An 18,756-nucleotide genomic window follows, 5' to 3' on the forward strand; every position below is an offset into this window, starting at 1 on the left:
CATAGCTATAAATGAGCTATCATCTTAATCCTGACGTAATGATGTCTATGTCATAATGTTGTTCTAAAAAAACGAATCACTTGTCAGTTACCTCTCCTGAAATCATAAAGTGATAGGCAGCTCCGAGTAAATTAGCATGATTTTTATGATAACAGACCATCACTTTTGGCACCACGAGTTTTTCCGGTGTCTCTGTTTGAATAGTGATTAAACGACTTCTCAACTCATCTAATAATTCTTTTCGCGAACTAATCCCACCACCAATTAAGATGACATCCGGGTCATAGACGTACTGAATATTATAAATACCTAGCGATAACATTGAATAGAAGCGGTCAATTGCTTCCTGACAAATCGGGTCTTTCGCTTTAGCAAGCTCAAATACCTTTTCTCCTGACCAAGAAGATATGGGTTCAGCTTTCTTCTTAGCGACATAACGAATGATTGAAGAAGTCGAAGCTAAACGACTAAATACCGACAATTCTCCAGTCTCAGTCGGAAAGAGCATATAACCAAAATCACCTGCATGGCGATGGTTACCATGAAAGATCTTCCGGTCTTGAATAATAGCACCACCAATACCCGTTCCAATAATTAATGTTGCCACATTTTTTTCTGTTCGAGCATTTCCACTCCATATTTCTGCCAGTGCAGCACAATTAGCATCATTTTCAATTGTTACAGGCAAGTGAAAAGTTCTTTTAAACAGATTCAAAATGTTATGTTCATGTAAATACGGTACCGCACTATCGGCTCCAATCATCCCGCTAGATAAAGGTATACCTGGACTACTAACCGCCACACCACGGTAATCGTGTGATACATAGGCTTGTTTGATTGTATTTAATAGCAGCGTAAAATCTGCAAATAGTGTAGGTGTTGGGTAAGATTGTTGCTGTGATAATTGGCTCTTGTTATCAACAAGGCCGACTTTGATATTTGTTCCACCAATATCAATCGCTAATACATCACTCATTGGTGTCAAACCCGTTTCTTTTTACGAGTGCTTTAAACCATAAGCCACTCTTTTTAATGTGCCGTGTTTGGTCTTCTAAATTAAGCCGGTAAAAACCATATCGATTTTTATATGCATTTAACCATGACCAGTTATCAATGAATGTCCACGTATGGAAGCCAAAGCAATTAGCTCCTTCTTGCATTGCTAAGTGAAGCCACTTTAAATGTTCTTCATAAAATTCAATGCGGTAATCATCTTCAACCATTCCGTCATCGTTGATAAAGCGTTCTTCACCAGATACACCCATACCGTTCTCCGAAATGTACCACGGGATGTTGTGATAGTTTTGTTTAATGTTCATCGCAATATCATACATACCCTTTTCATAAATCTCCCAACCCCTATGCGGATTGATTCGACGATTAGGGTCTTCATAATAATCAAAGAAGCTTTCTGGTGTGATATTTTCGAATGCATTCGTTGTTTCTTTTGCTTTTATCCGGCGCGGTTGATAGTAATTGACACCTAAAAAATCAACCGTGTTAGCTTTTAATAATGCCACATCATTTTCGATTCTTTCAGGCAAGAGGGCGTGCTCATCAATAAGTTGAACTAACTCTTCTGGATACTCCCCAAGCACAGAGGGGTCTAAGAAACTTCGATTATAGAATAAATCAGCTAAATGAGCAGCTTTTATATCTGCTTCACTTTCACTCTTAGGATAAGAGGGGGTTAAGTTTAAAATAATTCCAATCTCACCGTCTAAATTACGTTCTCGATACGTTTCTATCGCCTTTGCACTTGAGAGCATTGAATGATAAGCAACAACAACAGCCCGTTTCATATCAATAACTGCAGGATAGTGATAGGTATTTAAGTAACCCATTTCCACTGGCACAATCGGCTCGTTAAACGTTGTCCACATCTTCACTCGGTCACCAAATAACTTGAAGGCTTGTTCTGCGTAATAGGAAAAAGCTTTAATAATATCAGAGTTTTCCCACCCACCTTTTTCTTGTAAGTGCATCGGCATATCAAAGTGAAACAGATTAATAATCGGCTTAATATTTGCTTCAATTAATCGATCAATAACATGATTATAAAAGGTCACTGCTTCTGGATTAACGTGTTCACCATCTGGAAGTAGCCGCGACCATGAAATTGATGTCCGAAACGAATTAAAGTTAATGTTTTTCATTCTCTGAATATCTTCTTCAAACTGTTGGTAAAAATCAGATGTGATACTAGGACCTACACCATGATAGAACTTTTCAGGATTCGTTTTAAACCAGTAGTCCCAAATATTTTCTGCTTTTTCATCACCTGCTACCGTTCCTTCGGATTGCGTCGCAGAAGATGCTGCTCCCCATAAAAAATCGGGAGGGAAATCATAATGAACCATTCATGACCATCCTCTCTAAATTATTCAAATACTTTCTTTTCAAGCGCATAGAGTAATGCTTGCGAGAATAAACTGTTAGACCATGCAAACCATTCACGGGTATATTGATAAGGATCATTCGCATCAAACCCCTCATGCATATAGTTTGTTCCAGCGTCAGTCGAAGCTAAAGTATCTATAAGCGCTTTAATCTTTTTAGGATCTTGCTCAGTTAAAACTTGCATTGACAAACCAATTGGCCAAATATAGCCTTCCGGCGTATGCGGACTTCCTAAACCTTTGGCATATATGCCTTCATAGTAATACGGGTTACCTTCACTTAAAACAAATTTACGCGTATTTTGATAAATCTCATCATCAACACGACAGTAGCCTAAATAAGGCGCAGAAAGTAGACTAGGTGTTCCAGCATCATCCATTAACACATGATGACCAAATCCATCTGTTTCATAGGCATAGATTTCTCCGAATTCTGGATGATGTACTATCCCATAATTTTCAATACCTTGTTGAACGTCTTTTTGTAGTTGTTGCATCCGCTTTATTAAGATATCTTCACCCTCAAGGTGTGAGATCATTTCTAACGCATAGCCAAGGACAACAACAACAAACATGTTATCAGGAATATGGTAATGATACTCACAGGCATCATCGCTTGGTCGAAAGCCCGACCAAGTCATACCTGTATAATTCACAGGTGTTCCTTTGCCGTTATTAGACAAAGTATCTATATCGGGACAATCATCTCGTTCAAAAGTATATGAAGATTTTTTATCGTGATATTGCTCTATTTCCCACATTGAAATAATCTTATCCAGTGCTCTTAAGAACGTTGCATCAATGACCGTGTCATCACTTGTTTGTTTCCAGTAAGTATAGATTAGCTTTAGTGAGAAACAGACAGAGTCGACTTCGTACTTCCGCTCCCAAATCCATGGCGTGAGCACTGATTTATCTGCTTTATTCCAGTGTTGATCATTTGCTTCTTCATTAAATGCATTCGTGTAAGGATCGTGGTTGATATAAAACAAATGTCGTTTAATCAACCCTTTGATTAGCTCTTGTAGTTCGTCACTTTTAGTTAAAAACGGCAAATAATGAGCGACCTGCTCAGCTGAATCTCGTAACCACATCGCCGGAATATCACCTGTAAATACAAATGTTGTTCCGTCAGTTAAACGTTTGGTCGTTGTTTCTAGTGTGTTCGGGAAACAATTCATAAACAGCTGTTGTAATTTTGGTTCGTTTTTTAATTGTATATGGACTTCATCCATGACATGTTGAATAATCTCTGGATATTGCTTCATTTTCTCACCCTTAACCTTTCACAGATCCCGCTGTCATACCTTGGATAATTTTCTTATAGAACGCTAAGTAAATCAGTAAGACTGGCAATACCGTGATCGACATCGCTGCCATCATTTGCGGATAATTCACTGTGTACTGACCATTAAAGTTCGTTAAACCAACAGGAAGGGTTCTAAGCGCTTCGTCTTGAATAAGTACTAACGCAAATGGGAACTCATTCCAAGCTGTTAAGAAACTTAAAATAACCGCTGTCGCAATGACAGGTGAGGCAATTGGGAAAATAATTTTAAAAATAACTTGAAAAGTTGTACAACCATCCATGATCGCTGCCTCATCAATTTCTTTTGGAATTTGTTTAATAAACGATTCAAATAAGAAAATCACAATCGGCAAACCAAAGGCGACATAAGGCAAAATAAGTGTGTACGGTTTGTTTAATAGCCCGACATTTTTAAATTCAATAAAAATAGGGACGAGTAAACCATGAATGGGAATCAACATCCCAAACATAAATAATATATAAATCACTTTTCTTCCTGGGAACGAAAATCTTGCGATCATATACGCAATAATAAACCCTAAGAGGATGATTAAAAATACGGATGATAAACTAATATAAACACTATTAAAAAAGTACTCATGTAATTTACCAACCTGAATCGCTTCAATGTAATTAGAGAATTGCCACGTTTCAGGTAAAGAAATCGTATTTAATGTGAATTCTTTCTGTGTTTTAAATGACGAATATAACATCCATATAATAGGGAAGACAGCAGATAAAGAAAACATCAGCAATAGTATATTTACAATCGTTTTACCTAAAGGTGTGAGCCATTTCATTCTTTTTCTCCCCTTCCTATTATTTGACTGATAAGAATAAGTCCTAGACTAAGTGCTAACATACCAATAGATACAGCACTTCCGTAACCTAATTCAAAACGGTTAAATGATACGTCGTACGCATATTGTGCCATAACAGTTGAGCTACTACCTGGCCCACCGCCTGTCATAACAAAGATATGATCAAACACTTTCATATTTCCAGCAATACACAGCATGATGGCTACTCTAAATGTGCTTTTTAACATCGGCATCGTAATATGCCATGTTTGTTTCCAACTCGTTGCGCCATCAATTTTGGCGGCTTCATATAGTTCATCTGGAATGTTTTGCATCGCAGACATAAAGATAATTAAATAAAACCCAATAAACTGCCACACAATCGGAATCGTAACTGAGGCCATTACAATGCTTGGGTCATCGAGCCATGGAGAAATCCATGACTCAAGACCAGCAGCATTCAGACTATAATTTAATAAACCATAATCATGATTGTAAATCATTGACCATAAGAAACCGATAATAACGGCGGCTAGTACATTGGGGATAAAAATAACCGTTCGGTGAAATTGTTTCCATTTTACCCATGATCTCGTTAATAAGACCGCAATTAAGAAAGCAATGCCGACTTGACCGATAATACTCATAATAATGATAAATAAGTTATTTCGGAACGATTGCCAGAACACATCATCTTGAATGAGTGCTACAAAGTTATCTAAACCGATAAAGTCCATATTTGGTCCACCTGACCAATCAAAGAAACTATATCTTAATGCCATCACAAGTGGGACTAGAACGACAAAAGCATAGATAGCTAATCCAGGTAAAAGGTATAAATAAATCTTAGAATTTCTAGGCTTTATTGCACTTTTTGTTTTCATTTTATCCCCTCAAATGTAAAGATTATTTACTGTATACTTTTTGAATATTCTCCGCAGCTTTTTCTGGTGTCACTTGGCCAATGACCATGACTTGCATGTTGTTGTTCATTTCTTCAATTAAAGCAGGTTCTAGGATCGTATCATAGATAGGTACATATTTATTATCTTCGAGTAATTCTAAGATTTCGCGTGTTAATCTACCTAATTCCATATCTTCCGTACCTGATACTTTGATTGCTGGCATTTGACCTTTTTCTAAGATAAGCTTTCCTGCTTCTTCATTCGTTAAGTGATAAATCATGTCTTTAATTGCTTCAAGTTTTTCACCTGTAACGTCAGCGTTGATGGCATAAGCCCAACCACCGCCACCTGATACGGTATTTTGGTTTCCACCAGCATCATCAATCGCTGGGAAAATAGCTACATGTGTATTTTCTAATACTTCTTCTGGAGCATTACTTGAAATAGAACCAGCTGCCCAGTCGCCTTCGATAAACATCGCTGCTTTACCGTTCATATACAAGGCTTGTTGTTCACTGTTATCGATACTGTTCATATTTTCATTAAAAGCATCTCTATCAGCTAATTGATTAATGGCACTTAGTGCATCAATAAATGGTTGATCAGTAAAGGCAGCTTCGCCATTGTTCGCTAAAATATTATCGAACCACTCATCACCTGTATAGCGGTTACCTAGTGTACTTAAATAACTTGAATTAAGTACCCACTTACCTTTATTACCTAGAGCGATTGGTGTTACATCATTTTCATTTAACGTATCAATAGCTGCTAAGAACTCATCCCATGTTGCAGGGAATGCTTCGATACCTACTTCATCAAAGATTGCTTGGTTATAATAAACGATATGTGTTGCACCACCTGAAATTGGCACGCCATAAGCACTACCATCTACTTGGAACGGCGTAAGTGTTCCATCAATAAATTGGTCTTGCCAACCATCATTTTCATTCAAAAACTCATCTAAGTTCATGACTTGTTCGTTTTCTAAAAATTGTTGCGTCATTGAACCTTTAATTAGAAATACATCTGGCAATTCATCACCAGCTGCTAGTGTCTTAACTTTCGTTTCGTAATTATCATGTGACTGAATTTCTTGGTTAATTGTTACATCTGGGTTGTTAGCGGCAAACTCATCTAATTTTTCTAATTGAGCCGTTGGTGCTGGTTCCCCTAATTCTTTGTTGTAATAGTGCATAAGTGAAATACTTACATCATCACCGCCTTGGTTTTCAGAACCGGTTGCATTATCATCCCCGCTTCCACATGCAGTAAGAAGACTGACAATAGCAACAAATAAAGTGAACTTTAAAATAAACGCTTTCATTTTTATTCCTCCTAAGATTTAATTTATAATTTGATTATACCGCCTGATAATTCTTTTGACGTTACACGTTCTTGTGAAATGTTCTCCATTTTTGTCTATCATCAAAAAAAGAGAAGCAAGTGTCAACTTAACTTCTCAAAAAATATAAAATTATCTTCTGTTTCTGAATTCCGTTGGGGAATCACCGGTCTTCTTTTTAAATACGCGCACAAAATATTTGTAATCTTTGAAGCCCACTTCAGCTGCCACGCGATACATCGGCCAAGCCGGTTGTTCTTTTATCGTGATTTTCGCCTGTTCTATTCGATAATCATTTAACCACGTAATAAGTGATACCCCTTTTTCTTTTTTGAAAATTTTACTTAAATATGTTGGGGAAATAAAGACTTGTTTTGCTAAGACTTCAAGCGCTAATTCTTCCTGATAATGTTCTTTTATATAATCGATTGTTTGATTTACAAGCTTAAAGCGTGTACTTGTTGACTCTGCCTCTCGTTTTTCTAATAAATGTTGAAAAGCCTGAACCAATGTCGCTTGAATTTTCATTACAGTATTATCTAAAGCAAAGATTTCTGCCTGGTCGAGTTGCGCTAATTCTTCCTCTCGGTCCAATTCAATATAAGAACGAATAAGTATACGTACCGCCCACTGATGCACTTTAGTTAAAGAATAGCGCTCTTTTACAAACATCTGAAATAACTGATCTATTTTTTGTTCTAACCTTGCTATATCACAGTTTTTTAAACACTCAATAATAGTCAAATTAACTTCTTTAGAAATTACCGGTAAATGGCCTTGTTCATCTTGATAAAGGATATCAGAAGCCACATAGACTTTGTTCTCTCCAAAATATACCTTTTGTTTTCTTGCATCGACCGCCTCAGTATACAAAATTGCTAATTTTACACTTGAATCAACGACAGAACTTACTCCGATTGTAATCGTATAGTTTTTCGCTATCGCATACTTTAAAACGCTTACAAAATATTCTTTAGTTTCTTTTATTTTTACAGCTGATTCATTTATGACCAGCGCTATTTCATATTCAGAAGGGAAAAAAGAAAGATAGCTTCCTCTAATTAATTGTAGAAGATGGTCTCCTTCATTTCTAGAAACAGGTTGGTCAAACTCCACTGATACGACACGGAAGAATGGCCCATCAAAATGAATGCCTAATTTTTTAGCGGTTTGGAGTTGAAAACTTGTCAAGTCTGTTTGCGATTGCATAATGGTTCTGAGCCATTCTCGCTGCAGTAATACTTTATTTTCTTTATAAAAACTTTGGCGTGTTCGCTCGCCTAAAATTTGATTGGTCACTTTATTTAACGAGCGCACTAAATCTGGAAAACCCACAGGTTTTGTTAAATATTCTTTCACACCAAATTGTATTGCTTTTTGGGCATATTGAAAATCTTGATAACCACTCAAGATAATCATCTTTGTTTTAGGGAAGTTTTTACATGTTTCTTGAATTAATTCAAAACCATCCATAACCGGCATACGAATGTCGGTTATTAATATATCTGGTGCTTCTTTGTCCATTATATTTAAAGCAACTTGGCCATTTGACGCACCAAAAACATCGTGTTCATCCATCTGTTTAATAGCTGCGACAATACCTTGTCTAATCATCGGTTCATCTTCTACAACTAAAATCTTCAATGCTTACACCTCCATCTTCTGCCTAGCAATAACCGTTAATCCTTGTTGTTTATTCGTTAAAAAGATTAAACCACAATCTACGCCATTATTTAACCTAATTCGATCATTAATGTTTCGTAAGGCATAACCTTTCATATCTTGATTGAACCTGTTGTCATCCAACAGCGCCAACAATTTAGTAATATCGGCACCAACCCCGTCATCTTCAACTTTAATATCTAAATAGTGATCAGTCGTTTTAATTTGAATAGAAATATTTCCTTGACCACGGTGTTCAATACCGTGCGTAATTGCATTTTCAATGAGTGGTTGAATAACCATTTTTACTGTTTTATAGTTTTCAATACCTGGTTCAACATCAATGTCAAAATTAATCATACCTTGATAGCGCACTTCTTGAATTTTCAAGTAGTGAGTGACGTAAGATAATTCATTTTCTACCGTCGTCACCGAACCTTCTTCTTTTAAAATCATACGAAACAGTTGTGATAAAGAGTAAGCCATCTCTGCTGACTTTTTACTCCCCTCTGAAAAACTCATCCAATAAATTGTATCTAACGTATTATATAAGAAGTGGGGATTAATTTGTGCGGTCAAAGCTTTTAATTCTGCATCTTTATTTTTAATTTCAACTTGATAGACACGTTCAATTAAATATTTAATCCGCGTCAACATCGCATTAAACCCAGAACCTAATTGATTGATTTCATCGGTTCCCTTTTCAGTAAAAGTGACATCTAAGTTATCATTTTCAACTTCTTTCATTAACGACTCTAGATTCTTAACCGGCTGAACAATGTATCTCGAGAAATAAAAAGCAACAATCAAACAAACGACTAAACTAACGATTAATGAAACAATAGCTAATCTAGGAACAATTGCTCTGCCTTGTAATAATTGATCAAGTGAAATCAAATGAACAACGCTAAACGGATGTGCCTCTAACGGACTGATTGTTTGGAGATAATTGGTGCGATCAATCGATACTTCCTTACTAACAGTCTCTGTGCCTTCGATATGCCAATCAATTTGAGTTGGGGTATCTATTCGTTCTCTTTTAAAGACAAGCTTCTCATCATTATGAATTAAATAATAATTTTCTTTTACATTCTCGTTACTCGTCGTTAGTAAATCATCTAAGTAATTCATATCTAAATGAATACTAATATAGCCAATCGGTGACGTGATATCTTGGAGGTTTTTAATGACACGGCTATAAACAAAACTTGATTGGTCACGATCAATAAAAAAACATGCTTGTCCATTTAAATCTAATATCTTCTCATGCTGGTCTTCATTTAACAGCTCACCAGAGCGATTTGTATTAATTAGCAAGGCGTCTTCTGTACCAATATGAATCGACTTAATATAATCTTTAGATCCAATAAGGTGGACTAATAATTCTTCTGCTTCTCGCTTTTTTTGTTGGAAAGCAAAACGATCTCTATCTTCTGTATTTTGAAGTAAGTTTTGTGCTTGGTTACTTTGTATGACAAAAAGGGAAAGATCATGGATATCTTCTAGGATGAACGTTAAATTTTCACTAATTTGATTAACTGTACTTTTATTTGAATAGACTAAGTTATCCATAGCTGAATTTTTATAGTTTGAATACGTTGCTAGTCCGATAATGATTACCGGGATAAGAACTAAAACTAACGTAAATACAAAAATACGCGTCTGTAAACTATTGTTTTTGAAGAGCCTCATATTATTCACCTCGATTATAAAACATATACGTGCTAATTTCTCTTAATAGTATACGATAGCTTCACATAAAACAAGGTTATCTCTGGCAAAACAAGCGTGAGGCGCTTTAAACGCGCTAAGGTTCCTTCACACGATGTTTGAGTAAGGTATCTTCTCGCTCTAAAACGATAAAGATAGCACAGCTGCAAGGATTTTTAACAATACTTAAAGCAACACGTTTCGTTTTATAACCAATTAATTTAAATAATTTCATTCTGCTACTTGACATGAGTCATGAACGTACGTTAAATTGTACTTATACAAAAAAGTTGCCTTAGGGCAAAAAAGGAGAATGGATATGAAAATAAAAATAAATCATGTGTTCATAACAGTAGTCTTAGGATTACTTTTGTTATTAAGCGCCTGCGGAGATGACAACACGAGTAATTCAAGTGATGCAGAAAACGGAGAAATTAATATCGTCACAACGATTTCTCAGATTGGGGAACCACTATCTGTAATCGGCGGTGATAAAGTGGTGGTTACTAGCTTGATGGGGCCATCAGTCGATCCTCACTTATATAACCCAACACAAAGTGATATAACAAAGGTAGACCAAGCAGATGTCGTCTTTTACAGCGGCTTAAATTTAGAAGCAAATATGGTCGATGTCTTTGAAGCGATTAGTGATGAAAAAGTTGTACTAGCTGTTGGTGATAGTATTTCTGAAGATGATCTATTATATGATGAAGAAGGCGCAATTGATCCACACATCTGGTTCGATATTGATTTATGGGAACAAGCTTTAACGTCTGCTGTTGATAAACTAAAAGAATATTCACCAGAAGACGCTGAATTTTTTGAAAATAATAAAAACCAATATTTCGAAAAACTAGCTGACTTAAAAGAATCAGCAGAAAAAATAACAACCATACCTGATGAACAACGTATTCTTGTTACTGCACACGATGCTTTTGGTTACTTCGGTAGAAAATATGACATGGATGTTATTGGTTTACAAGGATTGAGTACAGAAGATGAAGTTGGTGTTTCTGATATCAATGATACCATTGCTGTCATTAAAGACTACAACGTCCCTGCCATCTTTGTTGAAAGTAGTATTAACCAAGACACCATACAAGCAGTAATTGAAGGTGCACAAAGTGACGGTGTTGACGTTGCATTAGGCGGTGAACTGTTCTCAGATGCTATGGGTGAAGCGAATACAGAAAAAGGAACGTATATCGGTATGTATGAACACAATATTGAAACTATTTATAATGCGCTAAATAAATAATAGTATACCGGTGTTTTGTGCTTATGCTCTATTGTTCTGAGCCTCAACTCATTGACCCCCAATGAGTTGAGGCTCTTTTTGTTATATATTCACGCACAAATGACTAGGGAAAATGGCTTCATTTTCGTACTAGATACGATCTGTCTTAACCTTATTAGCTTCACCCATTCTGACTGAACCATTACTTGATGGACACACCCATCGTTCATCCCTTTAACTTACCAATTGAATTCTGAACAATAGTACAGCCACAAGACTTTTTTACAGCTTTTATAGTTGTTTCTCTTTTTTAATCACCGCATTAAATAATTTTATGTTTAATACTTGACATTGACAAGAAAAATACGTTAAATTGTACTTATACAAAAAAGTTGCCTTAAGGCAAAATAAAGGGAGAATGACTATGAAATCAAAATACTTCAGCTTGCTTTTTTCGGAAATAAACACCATCAATAATTCGTGAAATTAAATAACGCAAAAACAGCAACACCAGTGGAACAACGTGGTTTCGTTGCTACTCACGATACTTTAAGAAAATATGACATAGATGTTATTAGCCGCCAAAGATTGCAGGTAGAAGATGAGGTTGGTATTTTAGTATTCATGACACTATCACGACGACAACGTCTCCACCATCTTTACCAAAAGTACGATGGATACAATAACAAGACCATTTAAAAATACGTTAAATAGATAAAGGAGTTTGATGAAAATGTCTAGTCCCGTTATATCGGTTAATAATTTATCAGCAGCCTACCAAAAAAATACGGTATTGAGAAATGTTAATTTCGAAATTACACCCGGGTCACTTACAGCCATTGTTGGACCTAACGGTGCGGGTAAATCAACATTAATTAAAACGATGTTAAATTTACATCCTTCCTTAACAGGCGAGGTGCAGTATTTTGGATTACCATTTAAAAAAGTAAAGAAAAGAATCGGATATGTACCCCAAAGAGGCTCTGTCGATTGGGATTTCCCCACCGATGCACTTGATGTTGTGACAATGGGATTATACGGAGAGGTTGGTTGGTTAAAAAGACCTTCAAAATCTCATAAAAAACAAGCATTTGAGGCCCTTGAAAAAATGGGGATGGGTGACTACGCTAACCGCCAAATCAGTCAATTATCCGGTGGCCAGCAGCAACGTGTTTTCTTAGCACGCGCGCTTGTTCAAAACGCTGATTTATATTTCATGGATGAGCCATTAGCCGGCGTTGATGCTGCTACTGAGATTGCGATCATGGAAACGCTAAAAAAACTAAATGCGATTGGTAAGACCGTTCTTGTCGTTCATCATGATTTACAAACAGTCGAAGATTATTTTGATCATGTTCTATTTTTAAATAAAACCATCATCAACCATGGCAAAACAGAAAAAGTCTTTACTAAAGACAATATTACCCGCGCATACGGTGGTAACATTCGCATCTTGGGAGGCGGCATATAATATGTGGTCACTTCTTTTTAATACGAATACCGGATGGGTTATCATGAGTACAACCATTCTAGGAATTGCATCAGGCGCTATTGGTTGTTTAGCTTATTGGAAACGTCAAAACCTGATGAGTGATGCCTTATCTCATGCTGCCTTACCTGGTGTGGTTATCACTTTTTTAATTGTTCAAGAAAAAAATCTTTTACTCCTTATTATTGGTGCCGGTATTAGTGCTTTTCTTGGTGCCATGCTGATACAATGGATTTCAAATGCTAGCCGAATCTCAGAAGATGCCGCAATGGGTATGGTTTTAGCAATCTTTTACGGCTTAGGTATAATGCTCTTGACTGTTGCCAACAGATCGGCAGGGGGAAACCAAAGTGGTCTTGACAGCTTTATTTTCGGTCAAGCTGCTGCTATGGTGAAATCTGATGTTCGGATTATGTCAATTTTAGCTATTGTGGTTATCTTTATTATCGTTATTGGTTTTAAGGAATGGAAACTATACCTCTTTGATCGCCACTTTGCTAATGGATTAGGGTTACCTATAGGATTTATGAATGGACTTTATACGCTCGTGTTAGTCATGACCATTGTTATAGGTATACAAGCCGTAGGGGTTATTTTAATGGCAGCTATGCTCATTATACCCGCTGTTAGTTCCCGCTACTGGACCAAATCATTTAGAAACATGTTAATTATTTCATCAAGTTTTGGTGCTATTTCAGGCGCTGTAGGAACATTTATCAGTTCTAAAGGAAGCGGATGGCCTACAGGCCCTTTCATCGTTGTTATTGCTGCAGGTATTTTCATACTATCGTTAACATTAGGTAAAGAAAAGGGATTATTAATTAAATTTTTGAATAAGCAGCAACAAAAAAAGCAACAAACATTAAGAACTGAGATAAGGGAGGTTAAATGATGACCTACACCGCATGGATTATCGTAACAGCTTCATTGGTAGGAATGTCATGTGGCTTAATAGGGGTCTTTCTTGTTCTAAGAAAAACAGCCATGATGGCAGATGCTATTAGTCACACTGTATTATTAGGGATTGTTCTAGCTTTTTTAGTAACCAAGGAAGTTAGCGGGCCTGCGATGCTCGTGGGCGGTATATTTGCCGGCCTTCTAACAGCCTTTTTAGTCCAATGGCTACATTCCCTTGACGTTCAACATGATGCGTCTATGGGGATCATATTTACAACGCTCTTTGCCATTGGTGTTATTCTGATTTCAACGTCTATTGGGAATGCTCACTTAGATATTCAACATGCCTTAATGGGTGAGATCACCTTTATCCCATTTGATAAAGTTAGTTTACCATTGGTTGGTGAGGTTCCACGAGCAACTTTACTGCTCTTTATTGTCTTCCTCATTGTACTATTCTTTATTACCGCCTTCTATAAAGAATGGAAAATAACATCATTTGACTCTGCTCTTGCGGTCAGCATCGGTATTCCTGCCATTGCTATGCATTATTTATTTATGAGTTTAGTGTCTATCACTACTGTCGCATCCTTTGATGCGGTTGGTGCTATTATGGTTGTTGCGATGCTCATCACACCCGCATCATCAGCTTATTTATGGACCGACCGACTTGTTGTCATGTTGATTTTAAGTAGTATCTTCGGTATCTTATCCGCTATTTCGGGCTATTATATTGCCTATTGGATTGATACTTCGATATCTGGCTCTATGGCCTTTTCAACAGGTTTAATATTTATGTTTAGTTTTATCTTTTCGCCAAAGCATGGGATCATATCAAAATACGTTCAGCCTATTAAGAACTTGTGATAAAAAAGATAAATGCTAACCATGCCAATAATTAAAGATTTTTTTAGAATAGACCATCGATTTATGTGATTTCTCAACATGCAAAAGTCGATACTTAACCGTGTTTTCATTAAATATCATGTAAGACCATATTTATCACGAGAGGGACATGTGACTTTTAAAACGTCATACGTCCCTCATTTTTTATTTAGTAGTTTATTACCACAATTTTAACACCGCTACATATATATGTTATGCATCCTGAATTCCCGATATTTTATAATGGGAGAGCCGAGATATCTAGGGATTCAGCTATCTTTTGCTACCTTTTCAGGATTATAAAACAGATGTAGGTAAGCGCGTCTCTATGATTTAAAAATATCCCCTTTGTACGGTCGTTCTTGTTCATAACCTTACTGAGTCATACGACAAACAGCGTAAGTATTGTACTGAGCATCATGATGTAATCTTTTATCTAGAATACCCTATTGCTGAACTGATCCTTCAACTCTTCCTCTTTCATAGATAGCACCTTCCCATACTAAAACACAAATACCACCAGGCTATCTTTATAGCGCAACATCATATCCATAATAACGAAGGTTAGTCTATATTGCAGTCTTTGCTTTTTATGTTTTTTTCTTCTGACATACTCCTGACACATTTATTCTTTAGAATCAATAGTATCAACAAAATGAGGAGGAAATAAACCAAACAACTAAAATTAGATTCTTTTCAATCATTTCTAGTGGAAAAATAGAACTAATTTATGAACTTTGTTTAAAGACAGTCAATCGATCTCTCATAGAGTAGCTGGCTAATTTAACTGACGTATATTCAGCTATTTTGTAAAGTTACGATGGTAAATTTAAAACCGAAAGGATGATACTATGAAAAAGCTTATAACCGCAGCTCTTGCTTTATTATTATTGTTAGTAGGGTGTTCAACAAACCAAACAGAGTCAAATGTAACAACCACATCAGGAGACTACTCAATCAAAACAATTGAGGAGATCCCTCTCCACACGGAGTGGTCAGATGATGCTACATTTGTCACATTAGATAATGATGTGATAACAATTGACGGCAACAATGCAGTAAGTCAACAAGCAGGGGATGTATATATTAGAACTTCTGGTACTTATGTCTTCTCTGGCCAATATACGGCCGGATCAATTATTGTTGACCAAGAAGATGAGGGTATTGTCAACCTTATTCTCAATGAAGCGACCATTGAAACAAGTCAATCGTCAGCAATTCAAGTTGAACAAGCAGATGAAACCATTATCTCAGTCGTCCCTGACACAGCTAATCAACTTATATCAACGACAACAACAACCAACGACGACCTAACAGCCGTCTTGTATAGCAGCGATAATTTAGTCATCAATGGCAGCGGGACACTAACTGTTACTTCTTCAAGCAATGATGCCATCACTGGTCGTGATGATTTATTCATTACTGAAGTTGATCTTTATGTAAATGCTATCGATGATGGTATTGTCGGTCGTGATCTCGCTTATATTTCTGATAGTACTATAACAGCGACTGTTGGTGGTGACGGCATTAAAACTACCAATGATGAGGAAGACCAAGGTAATCTCGTTATTCTTTCTAGTGATGTGACAATTAACAGTGATGCCGATGGCATTCAGAGTATAGCTTCTTTATATATCGAGGAAGGAAACTATGATTTGACAACTGGCGAGGGCCATCCCGATACCATTGACGTTCCAGTTGAACAAGGACACCAGCAACCTCAAATGCCTATTGAGGCTGATATCAATGTAATAAAAGATGAATTAGTAAACAACAATACATTTTCAGCAGATGTTGAAGATGAGCTTAAAACAGCCGAATCGTTAGAAGAGATCCGTTTGATTCTTGAAGAAGCTGGTGAGTTAGAAGCTTTAACACCTCCTGGGGCAATTAATGAAGGGCCTGAACAAGGTGCAACACCTCCTGGTAGAAGGGAAATAGCAGGTGGTACTAATGACAGAATGCCTCCTAGAGATAATGACCAAAACGGTATAGCTCCAGACCTAGATGATGAAAGGGCGGATGAAACGAGTGAAGATACGTCGTCCACTAAAGGGTTAAAAGCAGGTAGCGACTTAGTGATTGTAAATGGTACTTTTTCAATTGATAGTTTGGATGATTCCATTCATAGCGATGAGACACTTACCATTGAAGACGGGGAATTCACACTATTAACAGGCGATGACGCGATACATGCTGATCGTTCATTAATAGTTAATGGTGGCTCAATTGATATTGATATGAGCTATGAAGGCATGGAAGCGAATCAAGTCACTATAAATGATGGCGTCCTTCATATTACCGCCATGGATGACGGGATAAATACCGGTATGGGTTGGAGTGATAATACAACAGACGAAGTCGGTTACCTTCATTTTAATGGTGGACAAACCATTATTGATGCTACAGGCGATGGTATTGATTCAAACGCTACAATTGAGCTAAACGATGGGCTGTTATTAATTAATGGACCTACTACAATGAGAGAGGGTGCTATTGATTACGATGATACTTTCGAAATAAATGGTGGTACACTTATCGCTGCCGGAAACAGTAACATGGCCCAAGTCGCATCTGATACTTCTAATCAAAACGCGATTCTTTATAAACTGAATGATTTAGTAGCAAATGAAACAATCGCAATAACGGATAGCGACGGTAATATTATCACTGCCTTCACACCGTCTAAATCCTATGACAGCATTGTCATTTCAACACCAGAATTACCTGTTGGTGACACTTATACTCTATTTACGGGCGCAACAGTTGAAGGTGAGTCTGAGGATGGTTTATATACTGAAGGTAACATCATTGACTATGATACCTCTGTAACGTTTGAGTTAAACGACACAATCACACACATAACGTCAGATGGTATTAGTGAAACCTCTCTTACCGTAATTGGTGATGGGGTAGGACCAAACGGATAAAAGTTCACATCATGTAAAAAACCAAAGAATTTAGCGGGAGCTAAATACGAGGATGGGCATAGTTCATATACCATTTTCCGTACCGATTGTATCCATAAACAACTCATCCATTTAGACAAGGTTATGGTCATTCTGATGTAAATAAGTCACTGTTTATAAAAATAAAGCTAGTCTCATTGAAGACCTAAGAACAGTTCTTAGGTCTTCATTTTTTCTCTAAAATATATTTGAAGTGAACTACTTAAAACACGAGATATAACTTGAATTCTCGTTAATAGATCAACGGTATCAGAATAATCGTATTTTAAATCTTCCATTCGTTCATTGATGGTTTAATTCTTGAATTTTTTTACCTACACTTTCAAAGACTTAAAAAGCAGGTGACTTGCGCTAATTGACGTGTCTATTGGTTTGGTCTAAAATTAAGTTAGATATTCGCTCTAACAAAATAAGCGCTGAAAATAATATTAAAATAGATGACTAACGGAGGTTTGGCATGAATAATAATGATCGATTAGTAAGAATAAGGTATGCTCTTGATCTAAAAGATGAAGAAATGACAGAAGTTTTTGCTTTAGGTGATGAGAAGCTAACGGTAGAAAACGTTCGGGACATGTTTTTAAAAACGACTGATAAAACAGCGGGTGACAATACTTTTACGGAAAATGAATACAAGACAACTTGCACCAATCAACAGTTAAATGCGTTCTTAGATGGCTTAATTATCTTTAAGCGCGGTAGACAAGATCCAGCGAAAAAAGCCCCGCAAACAGTTACGTTAACAGATGAGAATGTTAATAACGTTGTCTTAAAGAAAATAAAGATTGCTTTAACACTGACAAGTGATGATATCTTAGATCTTTTAGATCAAGTCGGTGTTTCAATTTCTACTAGTGAATTAAGTGCTGTCTTAAGAAAAGAGGGCCACCGTAATTATAAGCCTTGTGGTGACCGATATATGAGGAATTTCTTGAAGGGATTGGCGCTTGAATACCGTCGTTAGATCAGGGAAGTAATGGTGCAGCATTCACAAATACGCAAATAGACCTTAGAAAAAATCCGGATGATAACCATCATCCGGATTTAATATTATTCACCTTTGATATTATAAATTCTTAATTCTTAATAATTTAGATACCCACGATCAAACACATGCATGATCTATCATCTACAAATACATCTCATTGCAAG

Annotated in this window: 15 protein-coding genes; 7 read left to right on the forward strand and 8 right to left on the reverse strand. The window is 36.6% G+C overall.

Annotation, left to right across the window (positions count from 1 at the left end; genetic code table 11):
- Positions 1-76: 76 nt before the first annotated feature.
- The 8 genes from BM098_RS05275 to BM098_RS05310 form a co-directional block, all read right to left on the reverse strand.
- On the reverse strand, positions 77-976 hold the full coding sequence (locus BM098_RS05275; RefSeq protein ID WP_089831159.1) for an ROK family protein: 900 nt from the start codon (positions 974-976) through the stop codon (positions 77-79).
- Positions 969-2,360: a glycoside hydrolase family 1 protein gene (locus BM098_RS05280; RefSeq protein WP_089831161.1), complete on the reverse strand. Its 1,392-nt coding sequence runs from the start codon at positions 2,358-2,360 to the stop codon at positions 969-971. The genes BM098_RS05275 and BM098_RS05280 overlap by 8 nt, the downstream gene beginning before the upstream one ends.
- Before the next feature lie 20 nt (positions 2,361-2,380).
- Positions 2,381-3,667 (reverse strand): glycoside hydrolase family 125 protein, encoded by a 1,287-nt coding sequence (locus tag BM098_RS05285; protein WP_089831162.1) that lies wholly within the window; start codon positions 3,665-3,667, stop codon positions 2,381-2,383.
- Between the two features lie 10 nt (positions 3,668-3,677).
- Positions 3,678-4,508: a carbohydrate ABC transporter permease gene (locus BM098_RS05290; RefSeq protein WP_089831164.1), complete on the reverse strand. Its 831-nt coding sequence runs from the start codon at positions 4,506-4,508 to the stop codon at positions 3,678-3,680.
- Positions 4,505-5,392: a carbohydrate ABC transporter permease gene (locus tag BM098_RS05295; protein WP_089831166.1), complete on the reverse strand. Its 888-nt coding sequence runs from the start codon at positions 5,390-5,392 to the stop codon at positions 4,505-4,507. The genes BM098_RS05290 and BM098_RS05295 overlap by 4 nt, the downstream gene beginning before the upstream one ends.
- Before the next feature lie 22 nt (positions 5,393-5,414).
- Positions 5,415-6,737 carry an ABC transporter substrate-binding protein gene (locus BM098_RS05300; RefSeq protein ID WP_089831168.1) on the reverse strand — a complete coding sequence of 441 codons (1,323 nt, stop codon included), beginning with the start codon at positions 6,735-6,737 and terminating at the stop codon, positions 5,415-5,417.
- A gap of 150 nt (positions 6,738-6,887) precedes the next feature.
- Entirely contained in the window at positions 6,888-8,399 is a 1,512-nt protein-coding gene (locus BM098_RS05305) for a response regulator (protein ID WP_089831170.1), read from the reverse strand.
- Positions 8,400-8,402: 3 nt separating this feature from the next.
- Positions 8,403-10,109: a sensor histidine kinase gene (locus BM098_RS05310; protein WP_089831172.1), complete on the reverse strand. Its 1,707-nt coding sequence runs from the start codon at positions 10,107-10,109 to the stop codon at positions 8,403-8,405.
- A gap of 337 nt (positions 10,110-10,446) precedes the next feature.
- Between BM098_RS05310 and BM098_RS05315 the strand changes: the two genes are divergently transcribed.
- The 7 genes from BM098_RS05315 (at position 10,447) to BM098_RS05340 (ending at position 18,568) form a co-directional block, all read left to right on the forward strand.
- The gene (locus BM098_RS05315; RefSeq protein WP_089831174.1) at positions 10,447-11,385 is read left to right on the forward strand and encodes a metal ABC transporter solute-binding protein, Zn/Mn family; all 939 of its coding nucleotides are present in this window, start codon (positions 10,447-10,449) and stop codon (positions 11,383-11,385) included.
- Positions 11,386-11,844: 459 nt separating this feature from the next.
- Positions 11,845-12,063, forward strand: a complete 219-nt coding sequence (locus tag BM098_RS13675; protein ID WP_234987420.1) for a hypothetical protein — start codon at positions 11,845-11,847, stop codon at positions 12,061-12,063.
- A gap of 34 nt (positions 12,064-12,097) precedes the next feature.
- Complete coding sequence (locus BM098_RS05320) at positions 12,098-12,835, forward strand: metal ABC transporter ATP-binding protein (protein WP_089831176.1); 738 nt, start codon at positions 12,098-12,100, stop codon at positions 12,833-12,835.
- Between the two features lies 1 nt (position 12,836).
- Positions 12,837-13,745 carry a metal ABC transporter permease gene (locus BM098_RS05325; RefSeq protein ID WP_089831178.1) on the forward strand — a complete coding sequence of 303 codons (909 nt, stop codon included), beginning with the start codon at positions 12,837-12,839 and terminating at the stop codon, positions 13,743-13,745.
- Positions 13,745-14,617, forward strand: a complete 873-nt coding sequence (locus BM098_RS05330; RefSeq protein ID WP_089831180.1) for a metal ABC transporter permease — start codon at positions 13,745-13,747, stop codon at positions 14,615-14,617. Before BM098_RS05325 ends, BM098_RS05330 begins: the two co-directional genes overlap by 1 nt.
- Before the next feature lie 869 nt (positions 14,618-15,486).
- The gene (locus BM098_RS05335) at positions 15,487-17,565 is read left to right on the forward strand and encodes a carbohydrate-binding domain-containing protein (RefSeq protein ID WP_089831182.1); all 2,079 of its coding nucleotides are present in this window, start codon (positions 15,487-15,489) and stop codon (positions 17,563-17,565) included.
- Between the two features lie 496 nt (positions 17,566-18,061).
- On the forward strand, positions 18,062-18,568 hold the full coding sequence (locus BM098_RS05340; RefSeq protein ID WP_089831184.1) for a YehS family protein: 507 nt from the start codon (positions 18,062-18,064) through the stop codon (positions 18,566-18,568).
- Positions 18,569-18,756 lie beyond the last annotated feature (188 nt).

Source organism: Halolactibacillus halophilus, from assembly GCF_900115605.1.
Taxonomy (GTDB): domain Bacteria; phylum Bacillota; class Bacilli; order Bacillales; family Amphibacillaceae; genus Halolactibacillus; species Halolactibacillus halophilus.

Excerpts from the sequence above, each read along its gene's own strand:
- BM098_RS05275 (WP_089831159.1), bottom strand. The coding sequence starts at position 976 with ATGAGTGATGTATTAGCGATTGATATTGGTGGAACAAATATCAAAGTC.
- BM098_RS05280 (WP_089831161.1), bottom strand. The coding sequence starts at position 2,360 with ATGGTTCATTATGATTTCCCTCCCGATTTTTTATGGGGAGCAGCATCT.
- BM098_RS05285 (WP_089831162.1), bottom strand. The coding sequence starts at position 3,667 with ATGAAGCAATATCCAGAGATTATTCAACATGTCATGGATGAAGTCCAT.
- BM098_RS05290 (WP_089831164.1), bottom strand. The coding sequence starts at position 4,508 with ATGAAATGGCTCACACCTTTAGGTAAAACGATTGTAAATATACTATTG.
- BM098_RS05295 (WP_089831166.1), bottom strand. The coding sequence starts at position 5,392 with ATGAAAACAAAAAGTGCAATAAAGCCTAGAAATTCTAAGATTTATTTA.
- BM098_RS05300 (WP_089831168.1), bottom strand. The coding sequence starts at position 6,737 with ATGAAAGCGTTTATTTTAAAGTTCACTTTATTTGTTGCTATTGTCAGT.
- BM098_RS05310 (WP_089831172.1), bottom strand. The coding sequence starts at position 10,109 with ATGAGGCTCTTCAAAAACAATAGTTTACAGACGCGTATTTTTGTATTT.
- BM098_RS05315 (WP_089831174.1), top strand. The coding sequence starts at position 10,447 with ATGAAAATAAAAATAAATCATGTGTTCATAACAGTAGTCTTAGGATTA.
- BM098_RS05320 (WP_089831176.1), top strand. The coding sequence starts at position 12,098 with ATGTCTAGTCCCGTTATATCGGTTAATAATTTATCAGCAGCCTACCAA.
- BM098_RS05325 (WP_089831178.1), top strand. The coding sequence starts at position 12,837 with ATGTGGTCACTTCTTTTTAATACGAATACCGGATGGGTTATCATGAGT.
- BM098_RS05330 (WP_089831180.1), top strand. The coding sequence starts at position 13,745 with ATGACCTACACCGCATGGATTATCGTAACAGCTTCATTGGTAGGAATG.
- BM098_RS05335 (WP_089831182.1), top strand. The coding sequence starts at position 15,487 with ATGAAAAAGCTTATAACCGCAGCTCTTGCTTTATTATTATTGTTAGTA.
- BM098_RS05340 (WP_089831184.1), top strand. The coding sequence starts at position 18,062 with ATGAATAATAATGATCGATTAGTAAGAATAAGGTATGCTCTTGATCTA.